This window comes from Streptomyces prasinopilosus (assembly GCF_001419695.1).
In the GTDB taxonomy this organism is placed as follows: Bacteria; Actinomycetota; Actinomycetes; order Streptomycetales; family Streptomycetaceae; genus Streptomyces; species Streptomyces prasinopilosus.
Map to the genome: position 1 here is coordinate 1 of NZ_LIRG01000040.1, position 12,972 is coordinate 12,972.

Annotated in this window: 14 protein-coding genes and 1 pseudogene; 6 read left to right on the forward strand and 9 right to left on the reverse strand. The window is 70.1% G+C overall.

The genetic code is table 11. The annotated features are described in order from the left end of the window. The 4 genes from AOK18_RS02525 to AOK18_RS02540 all read left to right on the forward strand — a co-directional run. Window positions 1-900, forward strand: a 900-nt coding sequence (locus AOK18_RS02525; protein ID WP_055693177.1) for a siderophore ABC transporter substrate-binding protein, incomplete at its 5' end; no start/stop codon positions are given. Window positions 901-1,031: 131 nt separating this feature from the next. Continuing rightward, window positions 1,032-2,063, forward strand: coding sequence for an ABC transporter permease (locus tag AOK18_RS02530; RefSeq protein ID WP_079039765.1), 1,032 nt, complete (start codon window positions 1,032-1,034; stop codon window positions 2,061-2,063). Beyond that, entirely contained in the window at window positions 2,056-3,096 is a 1,041-nt protein-coding gene (locus AOK18_RS02535) for an iron chelate uptake ABC transporter family permease subunit (RefSeq protein ID WP_055693178.1), read from the forward strand. Before AOK18_RS02530 ends, AOK18_RS02535 begins: the two co-directional genes overlap by 8 nt. Next, window positions 3,093-3,848, forward strand: coding sequence for an iron ABC transporter ATP-binding protein (locus AOK18_RS02540; protein WP_055693179.1), 756 nt, complete (start codon window positions 3,093-3,095; stop codon window positions 3,846-3,848). Before AOK18_RS02535 ends, AOK18_RS02540 begins: the two co-directional genes overlap by 4 nt. A gap of 187 nt (window positions 3,849-4,035) precedes the next feature. Here the strand turns inward: AOK18_RS02540 and AOK18_RS02545 are convergent, their stop codons facing one another. The 4 genes from AOK18_RS02545 to AOK18_RS02560 are packed head-to-tail and all read right to left on the reverse strand — an operon-like array spanning window position 4,036 to window position 6,738. After that, a complete protein-coding gene (locus tag AOK18_RS02545) occupies window positions 4,036-5,034 on the reverse strand; it encodes a sporulation-delaying protein SdpB family protein (protein ID WP_139058380.1) in 999 nt (332 codons plus the stop codon). Next, window positions 5,016-5,648, reverse strand: a complete 633-nt coding sequence (locus AOK18_RS02550) for an SdpA family antimicrobial peptide system protein (RefSeq protein WP_055572550.1) — start codon at window positions 5,646-5,648, stop codon at window positions 5,016-5,018. The genes AOK18_RS02545 and AOK18_RS02550 overlap by 19 nt, the downstream gene beginning before the upstream one ends. Further along, window positions 5,645-6,331, reverse strand: coding sequence for a sporulation delaying protein family toxin (locus AOK18_RS32795; RefSeq protein WP_157865001.1), 687 nt, complete (start codon window positions 6,329-6,331; stop codon window positions 5,645-5,647). The genes AOK18_RS02550 and AOK18_RS32795 overlap by 4 nt, the downstream gene beginning before the upstream one ends. 20 nt (window positions 6,332-6,351) lie before the next feature. Continuing rightward, window positions 6,352-6,738 (reverse strand): SdpI family protein, encoded by a 387-nt coding sequence (locus AOK18_RS02560; RefSeq protein WP_055572552.1) that lies wholly within the window; start codon window positions 6,736-6,738, stop codon window positions 6,352-6,354. Between the two features lie 818 nt (window positions 6,739-7,556). Here AOK18_RS02560 and AOK18_RS02565 point away from each other — a divergent pair. Beyond that, window positions 7,557-8,096, forward strand: a complete 540-nt coding sequence (locus AOK18_RS02565) for a hypothetical protein (RefSeq protein WP_055693181.1) — start codon at window positions 7,557-7,559, stop codon at window positions 8,094-8,096. 184 nt (window positions 8,097-8,280) lie between these two features. On the opposite strand, the gene AOK18_RS02570 is transcribed toward AOK18_RS02565, so the two are convergent. The 4 genes from AOK18_RS02570 to AOK18_RS02585 all read right to left on the reverse strand — a co-directional run bounded on the left by AOK18_RS02570 (window position 8,281) and on the right by AOK18_RS02585 (window position 10,534). Continuing rightward, window positions 8,281-8,727 (reverse strand): hypothetical protein, encoded by a 447-nt coding sequence (locus tag AOK18_RS02570; protein ID WP_055693182.1) that lies wholly within the window; start codon window positions 8,725-8,727, stop codon window positions 8,281-8,283. Window position 8,728: 1 nt separating this feature from the next. Further along, window positions 8,729-8,932 carry a hypothetical protein gene (locus AOK18_RS02575; protein WP_055693183.1) on the reverse strand — a complete coding sequence of 68 codons (204 nt, stop codon included), beginning with the start codon at window positions 8,930-8,932 and terminating at the stop codon, window positions 8,729-8,731. Between the two features lie 40 nt (window positions 8,933-8,972). Then, a complete protein-coding gene (locus AOK18_RS02580; protein WP_055572556.1) occupies window positions 8,973-9,398 on the reverse strand; it encodes an SRPBCC family protein in 426 nt (141 codons plus the stop codon). A gap of 119 nt (window positions 9,399-9,517) precedes the next feature. Continuing rightward, window positions 9,518-10,534, reverse strand: a complete 1,017-nt coding sequence (locus tag AOK18_RS02585; protein WP_055693184.1) for a zinc-dependent alcohol dehydrogenase family protein — start codon at window positions 10,532-10,534, stop codon at window positions 9,518-9,520. A gap of 260 nt (window positions 10,535-10,794) precedes the next feature. Between AOK18_RS02585 and AOK18_RS30240 the strand changes: the two are divergent. Continuing rightward, window positions 10,795-11,235, forward strand: a pseudogene (locus AOK18_RS30240) (MmyB family transcriptional regulator); the annotation flags it as partial. A gap of 368 nt (window positions 11,236-11,603) precedes the next feature. Here AOK18_RS30240 and AOK18_RS02595 read toward each other — a convergent pair. After that, window positions 11,604-12,581 carry a zinc-binding dehydrogenase gene (locus AOK18_RS02595; RefSeq protein WP_055693186.1) on the reverse strand — a complete coding sequence of 326 codons (978 nt, stop codon included), beginning with the start codon at window positions 12,579-12,581 and terminating at the stop codon, window positions 11,604-11,606. Window positions 12,582-12,972 lie beyond the last annotated feature (391 nt).

A 12,972-nucleotide genomic window follows, 5' to 3' on the forward strand; every position in this document is an offset into this window, starting at 1 on the left:
GCCGCCGCGAAGGAGACCGCGGCGTCGTCGGTCGAGATCGAGGACAACCACGGCACGCAGAAGGTCGAGGTGCCGGCGAAGAGCGTCGTCGCGACCGACAACCGCACGTTCCAGACGCTGTCCGACTGGGGTGTGGAACTGGCCGCCGCCCCGGTCGACCTGATCGCGAAGGACAACCCCTACAAGACCGACAAGTCGATCGTGAACCTCGGGTCGCACAACGAACCCGACCTCGAGGCGGTCGTCGCGGTCGAGCCCGACCTGGTCATCAACGGGCAGCGCTTCGCCTCGTACCGCGAGGACATCAGGAAGCTCGCCCCCGACGCGGCGATCGTCGAGCTGGACCCGCGGGAGGGAAAGCCCTTCGACGAGGAACTGAAGCGGCAGGTGGAGGGTCTGGGGAAGATCTTCGGGCATGAGGAGGACGCGCGGAAGCTCGTCGAGGACTTCGACGCCGCGATCGCACGGGCCAAGGACGCCTACGACCCGAAGGACGGTGTGATCGGGGTGATCACCTCGGGCGGCGAGATCAACTACGCGGCACCGGGCACCGGCCGTACGGTCGGCCCGGTCTTCGACATCCTCGGCCTGACGCCCGCGATCGAGGCCGACGGCTCCACCGACCACCAGGGCGACGACCTCTCCGTCGAGGCGATCGCCGCAGCGAAGCCCGATCTGATGATCGTGCTCGACCGCGACGCGGCCGTCAGCGCCAACACGTCCGAAGCCTACGTTCCGTCCAACGAACTGCTGGTGGAGTCCAAGGCGCTGAAGAACGTTCCCGCCGTCAAGAACGACAACATCGTCTACTTCCCGCAGCTCACCTACGTGAACGAGGGCATTCAGACCTACACCGCCTTCTTCAACGACCTCGCCGACAAGCTCGAGGCGAACGCCTGACGGTTCGGGCACGGCCTGTTGAGACCGCGGGCCGGACCGGCGCTCCCGGTCCGGCCCGCAGCCCCGTCGTGGCGAGGTGACACCACCGATGCCGCACGGACCACCCCGTCCTCGACCGAGAGCGCACCGGCATGTCCCTCCCGCCCACCGGCACCCCGGCAGTCGAGCGTCCACCCCGCGCGGCCGCCGGGCCCTCCCGCACCCGCGTGCCCAAGGCCCGCCTGTTCACCTGGCCGCTGCTGATCGGCCTCGCCGTCACCACGGGGCTCGTCGTCCTGTCCCTCTTCGTCGGTGTCTACGACATCTTCGGCGCGCAGGACGGGGCCGAGATGTTCACCATCACCCGTGTCCCCCGGACCATCGCGCTCGTGCTCGCGGGAGCCGCGATGGCGATGTCGGGCCTGGTGATGCAGCAGCTCACGCAGAACCGCTTCGTGGAACCGACCACCACCGGCACGACGGAGTGGGCCGGACTCGGGCTGCTCCTGATCACGGTCCTCGTGCCCGGGGCGCCGCTGCTGGTGAAGATGTGCGCCGCGGTCGTCGCCGCCTTCGCCGGAACGATGATCTTCTTCCTGTTCCTGCGCCGGGTGACGTTGCGCTCCTCGATCATCGTCCCCGTCGTGGGCATGATGCTCGGTGCCGTCGTCGGTGCCGTCTCCTCCTACATCGCGCTGTCCACGAACATGCTGCAGAGCATGGGGGTGTGGTTCCTGGGCTCGTTCACCTCGGTGCTGCGCGGCCAGTACGAACCGCTGTGGGCGGTCGCGATCATCGTCGTGGCGGTGTTCGTCGCCGCCGACCGCTTCACCGTGGCCGGTCTCGGCCAGGACATCGCCACCAACGTCGGCCTGAACTACAACAGGATCGTGCTGCTGGGTACCGGACTCATCGCCGGAGCCACCGGCATCGTCACCGTCGTCGTCGGCAACCTGCCCTTCCTCGGACTCATCGTCCCCAACATCGTCTCCCTGTTCCGCGGCGACGACCTCCGATCGAATCTGCCCTGGGTGTGCCTGACGGGCATCGCGACGGTCACCGTCTGCGACATCATCGGCCGCGTCGTCGTCATGCCCTTCGAGGTGCCGGTCGCCCTGATCCTGGCGATCTTCGGCTCGGTCGTGTTCATCTCCCTCCTGCTGAGACAGCGCCGCCATGCCTGAACAGACTCTCGCCCCCGCTTCCCCCCGCACGGCCCGCCGTTCCGGCGCCCTGCCGACCGCACGAGCACACCGTTGCTACTGGGCCGTCCTCACCACGCTGGCCGTCCTCAGCGTGCTCATCGTCTTCGGCAACCTCGCCTGGGACAACCCGATGCCCTTCGGCAGTACCGGCTTCTGGCGCATAGCCGAGCTACGGGCGACGAACGTCGTCATCGTCGTCCTCGTCGCGTTCTGCCAGGCGCTGGCGACGGTCGCGTTCCAGACCGTCACGAACAACCGCATCATCACTCCCTCGATCATGGGATTCGAGTCCCTCTACCGGGTGATCCAGACCGGTGCGGTGTTCTTCCTCGGCATCGCCGGCGCCACCCTCGTGCAAGGCGTGTGGCAATTCGTCACGCAGGTCGTCCTCATGGTCTGCTTCGCCGCCGTGCTCTACGGCCGGCTGCTGTCGGGCAAGTACGGCAACCTCCAGCTCATGCTCCTGATCGGGATCGTCCTCGGCGGCGGTCTCGGGGCGCTGGCGACCTTCATGCAACGGATGCTGACCCCCACCGAGTTCGACGTGCTCACCGCACGCCTGATCGGCAGCATCGCCAACGCCGACGCCAGCTACCTCGCCCTCTCCCTGCCGATCGCCGCGGTCGCCGGCGGGATGCTGTGGGCCGGGGGACGGCGCCTGAACGTCCTCGCGCTCGGCCGCGAGGCCGCCCTCAACCTCGGCGTGAACCACCGGCGCGAGACGATCGTCGTGCTGCTGCTCGTCTCGGTGCTGATGGCCGTCTCCACCTCGCTCATCGGCCCGATGACGTTCTTCGGGTTCCTCGTCGCGATGCTCGCCTACCAGCTCGCCGACACCCACGATCACCGCTACGTGTTCCCCGTCGCCTGGCTCACCGGCGTCGTCGTCCTGGGGGGCGCCTACTTCGTCCTCAAGAACGTCTTCTACGCGGCCGGCTCGGTCGGCGTCATCATCGAGATCGTCGGTGGCACGTTCTTCCTCGTCCACATCCTGAGAAAGGGACGGCTGTGATCACCCTCACGCAGGTCGCCAAGCGCTACACCAGCGACGTCGCGATCGGCCCCGTCGACCTCACCATCCCCGCCGGCGGACTCACCGCACTCGTCGGCCCCAACGGCGCCGGCAAGTCGACACTGCTGACCATGATCGGCCGACTGCTGGGCATCGACTCGGGATCGATCGAGATCGCCGGCTACGACATCGCCGGCACGAACTCGAAGGACCTCGCCAAGATCGTCTCGATCCTGCGCCAGGAGAACCACTTCGTCACCCGCCTCACCGTGCGCCAGCTCGTCGGATTCGGACGCTTCCCCCACTCGCAGGGGCGCCTCACCCCCCACGACGAGGAAGTCGTCAGCCGTTCCATCGACTTCCTGGGACTGCGGGAGCTCGAAGGCCGCTACCTCGACGAACTGTCCGGCGGTCAGCGGCAACGCGCCTACGTCGCGATGGTGCTCGCGCAGGACACCGACTACCTGCTGCTGGACGAACCCCTCAACAACCTCGACATGCAGCACTCCGTACAGATGATGCAGCACCTGCGCCGCGCGGCCACCGAACTCGGGCGCACGATCGTGATCGTGCTGCACGACATCAACTTCGCCGGCCACTACGCCGACCGCATCTGCGCGGTCAAGAACGGGACCGTGCGCCATTTCGGCAGCCCGGACGAGATCATGCGTGACGACATCCTCACGGACATCTTCGACACCCCTGTCGAGGTCGTCGAAGGACCCCGGGGCAGGATCGCGGTCTACTACTGAGCCCCTTGCGCACCGCACACTGACGCGCGGTGCACAAGGGGGACGGTTCCACGCTGCCGGTGGTGTCACCGGTGCTGCGGCGAAGTTCCCGCGCGTCCCTCTCTTCGCGCCGCCCTGGACCCGCCGCCGTTCCCGGCCGAGGGGGACACCGTGCCCGTCATCGCCCGGGCCCCGCGGCCCGGTCACCTCATGCTCCGATCTTCACCGCGTCGGTCCTGCCGGCCGGCTCGGGATCCGCCGGCGCGGCGGGGTGACCGCCCGGGGCGGAACCTCGGGCGCGCGCGAGTGCATCCCTCCATCGCGGAGCATGCGCATCGATGCCTCTGGAAGCCGCGCAGATCACCGCCCCCACCATGATGAATCCGAAGGAGACGATTCCGAGCTGCAGGATGATCAGGAGATGGAGGCACGTGCTGACAGCCGCAGCGAGCGCCTGCCGGGATCCGCGTCGCAGCAGGAGGAACGCGATCAGGGATTCTCCGAGAATCGTTCCCCAGGCGGACAGGAGGGCGATGAGGGTGATGCTCGTCGCCCACCGGAAAAGATCGGCGAACAGGCCGCCCGCCCCGAAGTTCTCCATGCGTGCGACGTAGTAGGTCGCACTGCCCTCCGCCCACTGGTCGACGGGTAGCTTCGCCACCGCGCTGTTGAGGTAGATGTACGCGACCTGGAGTCGCACGCCCCACCAGCCGGCCCAGGCGATGCCCTGCCGGACCGATCCCTTCCCTTCCCGGTCGTCCGGCTTCTGCCAGTGCCACGTCCGCTTGTCGTTGGCGCAGGCCAGAATGAGGAAGAAGGTGACGACCTGCGCGACGGCGTCGCCACCGTCGGGCAGTGATATCGACTGCCCGATGGAAAGAGACGTCCAGAAATGGAGCACCGTCGTGTAGCGAGGAAGGATCCCGCTCGCGACCACCAGAAGGGAAGCCAGGACGAGGAGGTTGAGGAGTTGCCGATCCGCGGAGTCGGCCAGGCAGTACAACGAGACGGCCTGGGCCGACGTCGAACAGTCGATCCTTGTCTCGTCCGCGCCCACCGGAACGAAGAGGTAGGACGCCGGCGTGAAGATCATGATGGACGCCTGGGCGAGCGCGATCGTGGATCTGCCCACACCGAGCGCACGGGACTCGGCGGGGAAGCGCCAGAGGGCCCGTTCCATCGAAGCGACTACTTTCTTCGTGAGCACTTCGCCTCCACAAGAGCAGCCTTCTTGTCGAGACGCCACCCCTCATACTTTTCGCGGAACTTCCACGGGACAGGCCTCGTCTCCACGAGCACCAATCTCCCGCACAGGGTGGGGACCGATGACGAGTTCGTGACAGAGACAGGCGCCGAAGACCCGGCGACCACCACTGGGCAGTCTCCTTCCGTCTCCTCGCAGTCCTCCCACTCCTGCACCTGGTTCACCATGCCGGCTACCTCGGGCCCTTGAGCACGCTGACGTCGCGTGAGGCCGTAGAGATTGTCCGAGCGCGAATTGGGCAGTCGCGCCGCATAGGCGACACCGTCGTCAGACACGACGTACGGGACGAACTCCGGGTCGTTCGGAGGTTTCGTGAAGAATGCCCAGCTCTGGGGCAGGAACCTCGCTGACAGCGATCGGAGTTCACCCCCGTCGCGTGTGGAGAGCACGTTGCTCGGGAGCGAGAAGAAGATCGATCCAGCCAGCAGAACTCCGACCAGGAGAATGCCGCCCGTGGCGGAGACCAGGGCCGGTGCCGAGCGGATCGGCCCGGACCCTTCCCTCTCGGCGGCCCGCTCATCGGCGTTCTGCTCGGTGGTCGCCGGGTCGTGACTCACGTCAGCGCGGAGGTCAGGGCTTCGACGAACGCGTCGCGCTCGATGCCCGAGCCGGTCGGGCTGCCGTCCTCGAGGTACCACGTGACGACCACGAGGGTCGCGAGGGCGTTGGTGGCGACCCCGGCATTCGTGTACGCGACGGCGTTGGCGGCCCCCACGGCGTTCACGTAGATGGCCACGTTCGCACCCATCCAGAACCAGCCGGCCGGCTGCGCCTCGCCGTTGGGCGACGGCTCGGCGGTCTCCTCGACCCACTTGTTGAAGGAGATCGAGAAGTCACGGAGAGCCGCGTCGACGCGCACGGGGTCGCCGGAATAGAACGGCACCGCCACGTTCTCGTGGAACCCGGGGTGGGCGGCCAGGAACTGCGTGATGATCTGGTTCAGCGCCTCCTCGTCGGTGTGAGGCTTGTCGGGGTTGAATCCGAGCATCTGCTTCAGCTCGGGGTGCGCTTCCGCGATCGGACCCTGGGCGGCGAGCAGCAGCTGGAGAAGCTCGGCATCGGTGTACTTGACGGTCCCCTGCGCCGTCACCTTGAGCTGCGCCTTGCCCGGTGCGGAAGCCTCGCGCCCGTCGGCGGCGAAGGCGGTCTGGGTGGTGACGCCGCCTGCCACGAGGATGGCGCCGGCCGCCACTGCGACGACCGTGTTTCTCGACCTGAACTTCACGTTGTCCTCCGTCATGCAGCTCAGCGTGAGCTGAACTATCTGTCTGAATGACCGACTGCACGCGCAGTCGAATTCGCCTTGATCGCTGCTGCGGTGAGAAGTCCGAGAACCCCTACGAGGCCGGCCGACGGAACAATGACGACAGCCGCATTCTCGGTATCGCTCAGCGTGAGCGCCAGGCCGAGTGCCAGCGAAAGGGCACCTGTGGCATAGGCGGTCAGGAAGGTCACCGTCAGCATCGGGGCCGCTGAGGCGTGCCCTGCCTGCCATGCGTGGTCGGAAGACATCGTCGCCTTGGTCCGAATTCCAATCGCAGAGTTGCGGTGGATGCTGCCGCTCGCGACTTGGCTCTTCATGTAATGAACCACCGCGCCCAGCGTCAGCAATCCCGCGCCGAAAGTGAATCCCGCGACCGGATCCATTGCTCGCCCTCCAAGAACGTAGATATCGGCGCTCCCCGTTCGGAGGCGCCTTCCCCCCACCGACAGGGATCAGATCACCTGTCAATACGCCAAACCATCCCCCATTCCCCCCGCATATGCCCGCACCTCAAGCAGGGCATTGCAGTGTTGCAATCCTAAGGTGATCGTCTTGGACGGTTGAAGATCGATTCGAGACACCCTCGATAGATGTATGGCGCATTGCAAGTGGTTGACGCCCTCTCCTGACTGCGGGTGGAGGCACTTCAAGGGCGTCAAAGGTGTCGAGTGTGCTTACTTTCTACTATTTCGGATTCTTCTCCTGGAAGTCGGTGCTCCTCTTCCCTCCCGCGCTGACAGGTGAAAGGGGCTGGTCGGCGGGTGTGGTGGCGTGGCAGGGGCCCTGTTCAGGAGGGAAAGGGGCCGGCCGGGACCCGAGTGCTCCGCTCCGCCGGTGGGGGGAGAGGCGGAGGAAGGCTCACGGACGCGTCCCCCGTCCCTCCTCCGGCGTCTCGATGGGGCAGGCGTCACACCCTTCCCGCCGAACCTCCACCGGATGCCGGGGGAGGGGCGAGCCCCTCGTGACCGAAGGGCCCCTGTACGCACGGGTCGGCGCCGGCCGCGCCGGAGGCCGTGCACGGTGGCCGAGTACGGGGTGCGGGCCGCCGGATGTCAACCCGCACCCCCGTCCTCACGCGATCGGGTGGGGACGCCGAGGGCGGGCACGGGCGGGGGTCGTGAGCCGTTTGATCCGGCGACGGGGGATTCTCCTTCACCCCCCTCGTCCCTGCTCATTCCCCTCGCGGATCACGGGAGCACCCATGAGTCTGTCCTTTCACCGCAATCCCGACGGCACCACCACCGGCCGCAACGACGCCAGTGGTCTCACCGTGACGCACGCCGACGGGGAGGAGGTGAAGCGGCGGGTGTACGAGGACGCGGGCTGGGAGTGCGCGCCGTCACCGCCTCCGGTGCCAGCCGGGTTCCACCGGTTCTGCCTGGTGCACGAGGAGTTCGACGCGGCCGGGTTCGGGGACGAGCGGTACGCGGGACTGCGGGAGCGGCCGCCGGACGGATGCCTGCCGGTCGACCGGGGGCACTTCGCCCTGGAGTGCGAACGGCCGGGCAGGACGCTGCTGGACGCGGTCGCCGGTACCGTCGCCGAAGTCCGGCGCGGGCACGAGCTGGTGATGAACGGCCTCGGGATCGAGAAGCCCCCGGAGTGGCTCGGCGACGAGCGGGACGGAGAGGCGGCGCACCTCGCCGCCCACCTGCTGCTCACGGGCGTGCACCGGGCCCGGCTGCTCGGGTACGGGCGCAAGGACGTGGTCCGGCTGCTCGACGCCACCGGCATCGGATAGGGAGAGCCGTCCGGGGAGCCGTGGGCCCGGGTGGCCGTCGACGAGCGGAGCGCGATCGTCGGGCAACTGCCTTACGGAGCTGCTGACCTGGAGAGCCGGAAACCGGCCCGCCGGGCAATCGGGCCCTCTCCTCCGGGAGGGGACGAGGGCCTGACCGGCTCGCCCTGGTCAGGGCCCGGTCGTCTCACCGCAGGGACAGGCCCTCGGGTGAGGTGAGCCCCTTGTCGGGGTCGGCGCGGAAGGTTGCCGTCCATGCTCCGGGCGCACACGAGGTGCCGTTGGGGTGCTGCTCCGTCAACCGTGCGCGGCGGCCGGCGTCCACGAGAATCCGGTCGTCCCGCGCCGCCGTCACCTTCAGGCGCACCGGGACGGTGACGGCGCCGACGTCGTCCGGGAGCCGGACCGACACCCCCGCGACCGGGTCGTCCGCGTCGCCGGACTCCCGCTCCTCGCACCTGTCCTTCACGCACACGCGGACCACCGCCGCGTCCGTGCCGCCGAAGTCGGCGGGCCGCCACACCACGGAGACCGCGGAGTCCATGTCCGCCCGAGTGCAGGAGGCGTCCCGGCCGAAGACCGAGCAGCCTGTCAGAGCCGCCACCGTGGCGAGGGTCAGCAGCACGCGTCGCATGTCAGGGCCTCGCCACGGTGTCGTCGGTGCGCCCCGTCCGAGTGACGGCGGTGCCGGTCCGCGTCACGGTGGCACCGCCGGCGGTCGTGGGGCTCCGGTCGAGCTCGACGGTACAGCGGGTGACTCCGGAGGCGTCCGTCGCGGCGAGCGTACCGGCGAACGCGGTGGCGTCGTACCAGGTCGGGGCGGCGACTACGGCCGGCACGAGGGGAAAGGCGTGGCGGCCACCGGCGTCCGACGCGGGTTCAAGCGGCGGCCGCGGTCTCCGCGAGCTTCTGGAACTCGCCCAGGTCGTAGTTGGCGAGCGTGGAGTCGAGATTCGTCAGCGCCCCCAGACGCTCGACGAAGCCCTGCGGGTCGTACTCGATCTGCAGGGTCACCCTGCTCGACGTGTCGCCGAGCCGGTGGAACGTGACCACGCCCGCGTGGTGGACCCCTTCCGTCGTCCGCCAGGCGATCCGGTTCTCGGGCACCACCTCGGTCAGTTCGGCGACGAAGTTCTTGTCCGCACCGGGCAACGACAGCTGCCACGCGAAGCGGCGTTCGTCGAGCGGCTGCACGATGCGGACGTGGCTGAGGAAGGAAGGCCACTTGGTCACGTCGCTCCACAGTGCCCAGGTCACGGACACGGGGGCCTCGATGTCGACGGTTTCTACCAGGGAGGCGGACACACCGCACCTCTTTCGCTCTCGGCCGTGGGCTGCGCTGCCACCGGCGACGGACAGACAGGTCCCTGCTACCCGCAGCGGTCCGGAACACGCGGAGCACGGGGTGTCGCCGGTGTACGGGGTCAGGGCGTGAGGAGGGTCTTGACGGCCCGGCGTTCGTCCATGGCCCGGTAGCCCTCGGCGACCCGGTCCAGGGGCAGGGTGAGGTCGAAGACCTTGCCCGGGTCGATCCGGCCGGACAGGACGCGGTCGATCAGGTCGGGCAGGTAACGGCGCACGGGGGCCGGACCGCCGCGCAGGCCGACGTGGGAGAAGAACAGCTCCTGTCCGTCGATCGCGACGCCGTGGGGGACGCCGACGAAGCCGACGTTGCCGCCGGGCCGGGCCGAGTGCAGGGCCTGCCGCACGGCCTGGGCGGTACCGACGCACTCCAGGACCGAATCGGCGCCGATGCCGCCGGTCATCTCCTTGATCCGGGCGATGCCCTCGTCGCCGCGCTCGGTGACGACGTCGGTGGCGCCGAACTCGCGGGCGAGCCTCTGGCGGGACTCGTGGCGGCTCATCACGATGATCCGCTCGGCGCCCCTCTCCCTGGCCGCGATCACCGCGCACAGGCCGACCGCCCCGTCCCCGACGACCACGGCGGTGGAGCCGGGCCCGACCTCCGCGGCGTCGGCGGCCCACCAGCCGGTGCCCATGACGTCGGAGACGGCCAGCAGGCCGGGCCAGAACCGCTCGTCCGGCACCTCGTCGGTGGCGACCAGGGTGCCCTGGGCGTTGGGGATGCGGACGCGGTCGGCCTGGCAGGTGCTCATGAACTCACGGTGCAGGCAGTGGGACGGGAAGCCGTTCAGGCAGTTCGCGCAGGTGTTGTCCGAGGTGGCGAAGGAGCCGACGACGAACTGGCCCGGCTTCACGGACGTGACCTCGTCGCCGGCCTCCTCCACGAAGCCGACGTACTCGTGGCCCATCGGGTGCGGGTCGCCGATCGGCTCCGCGCCGCGGTAGGGCCACAGGTCGGAGCCGCACACACAGGTCACGGCCGTGCGGATGACCGCGTCGGTGGGGTGGATGACCCTCGGATCCTCCAGGGTCTCGAAGCGCACGTCGCCGGGGGCGTGGATCACTGCTCCGCGCATGAGGGGTTCCTTACGTACGGGGGTCGGACCGCCCGGGGCGGACCGCGTGCGGGTACGCCCGCGGCCGCGACAGAGGGCTGGGCCGCTGCTGCCGGCGGGCACGGGACCGTGGCGCCTCCCCACCGCCACCGGACGGCGGGAAGGACCACACCAACCAGGTAACCCGCTCCCGGCGCACGCAGCGAGTCACCGGCGAGAGGTGTACCAGCGGTACATCCCTTCCGCGGCGCGCGGCCCGTACGGTCGAGAGGTGGACAAACGCCGGCCCCCGCAACCAGGTGAACCTCACCCGCTCCACCTTCCTCACCCCGCCTCCCGCCGCTTCTCCCCGACTGGGACCAGGCCGCCGACACCTCCGTCGCCATCCTGCGCACCGAGGTCGGCCGCGACCCGCACGACAAGGAGCCGCACGACCTCGTCGGCGAGCTGTCCACCCGCAGCGACGCCTTCCGCACCCGCTGGGGCGCCCACGACGTCCGCCGCCACGGCACCGGCACCAAGCCAAGCGCTGCCACCACCCCGCCGTCGGCGACCTCACCCTCGCCTACGAGGGCCTGGAGACGGCCGCCGGACCCGGTCTCACCCTCACCGTCCACGTCGCCGAGCCCGACAGCCCCTCCGAGGAGGGCCTGCGCCTGCTCGCGTCCTGGGCGGCCACCCGGGAAGCCACCGGCGCCTCCCCCCAGGGGGCAGCCGGCTGACCGCACCGCCACGGAGCGCCTCCGTCTCCGCGCGCCCGGTGCCGCCGGGCAGGCAGGGGCGAAGGCGTGCACGGGTCCTGCGCGGACCCGGTACGGGAAGGGGCGGCCTCGTGCGCTTCCCGTCGCCCCGGGGCCGAGGCCAGGTCAAGAGGCAGGGGCCGGAGTGAGGAGCGCCGGGAGGGGGCCGGGCTGGTTCGGCCTCTCGGAGGGGCGGCGTCGCCGGTCCCGGGGCGTACTCCGGGTCCACCCGGGCGGCCGGATCCCGGCCGGTGGGAGCGCGGGCGGTGCGGACGGGCGCCGGGACGGCCCGCACCACTGCGCCGCCGTCACCGGCCGGAGCCCGACTCCCCTCGCAGAGCCGTGCCCCGTCAGGGGATCAGCAGCGTCTTGCCCGGCGCCTCCCGGGCCTCGATGGCCGTATGGGCGATTCCCGCCTCCTCCAACGCGAACGTCTGCCCGATCACCGGCCGGAACTCCGCGAACCGCGTTCGCAGGGCCTCCTCCCAGCGGCGCCGCACCGCCCCGGCACGGTCCGGTCCGATCCGCACCGCGGCGATCCCGCTCACCCGCTGTCCCCGCCGTGCGACGACCTCCGTATCGACCCGGGCGAATCCACCCGCTGCCGCTCCGTGCGTCGAGATGCGCGCGCCGTCCCCCGCCGCCGACAGCGCGGCGGTCCCCAACTCCCCGCCGACGCCGTCCAGCAGCACGGAGAACTCTCCACCGGCGGCCGTCCTCGCCGCCTCCACCCAGCCCTCGGCCGAGTAGTCCACCGCCGCGTCCGCGCCCTGCTCACGGACGAGTTCGAGTTTCCGTGCACCCCGCGCCGCGCCCACCACCACCGCACCGGCCGCGTGCGCCGCCCGCACCAGCAGCAGGCCCATCGCCCCGGCGGCGCCGGTGATCAGCACACGGTCCCGCGGCTTGATCTCCGCCAGGTCGAGCAGCAGCAGCGCGGTCGGCAGATCGTGCATCAGCGCCGCGGCGGACCGCAGATCGACGCCGTCCGGGACAGGGGCCGTGGAGGCCGCGTCGGCCACCGCGCGCTCCGCGTACCCGCCGCTGACCCCGTCCAGCCAGGCAGCCACCCGTTCGCCGACCCGCGTCCCGGGCACGCCCGTGCCCACCGCTGTGACGGTCCCGGCCACCGCACCTCCCGGGACGTACGGCAGCGGGACCGGGAAGAAGTCCTTCCAGGCACCCGTGCGGACATGGGTGTCGAGGTTGATCACGTCCACCGCCGCCACATCGACCAGGACCTGTCCGGGCCCCGGTTCGGGATCCGGCATCTCCACCACGGTCAGCGCCTCGGGGCCGCCGAACGCCGTCACCTGTATCGCCTTCATCTCTTCCCGCTCCCTGTGTCCTCTCGGGTTCTGCGGGAAGCCTGACGCCTCAACCACGCTTGAGGTCAACGCCGGTTGGCGGGATGCGGAGACAGGGCGGGGGACGCGTCCGCTCGCGGACAGGGATCCGGGGCCGGCCCCCTGGTTCAACGTGTTCCGGCCCCGGATCCACCGCTGCCTCCGTCCCGCCGAGGGCCTGCTCGCCCACGACCGACGTGCGACGGTCCTCCGAGGTCCGGCGGTTCTCCAGTGGCCGCGGCCCCGGCTCCGGCCGCGCCCGCGGCCGGAGCGGTCGGCCGCGGGCGGGCGGTGTCGCGAAGGGGCGCGTCAGCAGGGCAGCGTCGCCGGTCCCGGGACGTACTCCGGGTCCACCTGGGCGGCCAGGTCCTCG

What these genes read in the sequence shown, in the direction of transcription:
- AOK18_RS02560 (WP_055572552.1), bottom strand. Translation starts at nt 6,738, where the DNA reads ATGGATCCGGTCGCGGGATTCACTTTCGGCGCGGGATTGCTGACGCTG.
- AOK18_RS02530 (WP_079039765.1), top strand. Translation starts at nt 1,032, where the DNA reads ATGTCCCTCCCGCCCACCGGCACCCCGGCAGTCGAGCGTCCACCCCGC.
- AOK18_RS32795 (WP_157865001.1), bottom strand. Translation starts at nt 6,331, where the DNA reads ATGACGGAGGACAACGTGAAGTTCAGGTCGAGAAACACGGTCGTCGCA.
- AOK18_RS02595 (WP_055693186.1), bottom strand. Translation starts at nt 12,581, where the DNA reads ATGAAGGCGATACAGGTGACGGCGTTCGGCGGCCCCGAGGCGCTGACC.
- AOK18_RS02565 (WP_055693181.1), top strand. Translation starts at nt 7,557, where the DNA reads ATGAGTCTGTCCTTTCACCGCAATCCCGACGGCACCACCACCGGCCGC.
- AOK18_RS02570 (WP_055693182.1), bottom strand. Translation starts at nt 8,727, where the DNA reads ATGCGACGCGTGCTGCTGACCCTCGCCACGGTGGCGGCTCTGACAGGC.
- AOK18_RS02535 (WP_055693178.1), top strand. Translation starts at nt 2,056, where the DNA reads ATGCCTGAACAGACTCTCGCCCCCGCTTCCCCCCGCACGGCCCGCCGT.
- AOK18_RS02585 (WP_055693184.1), bottom strand. Translation starts at nt 10,534, where the DNA reads ATGCGCGGAGCAGTGATCCACGCCCCCGGCGACGTGCGCTTCGAGACC.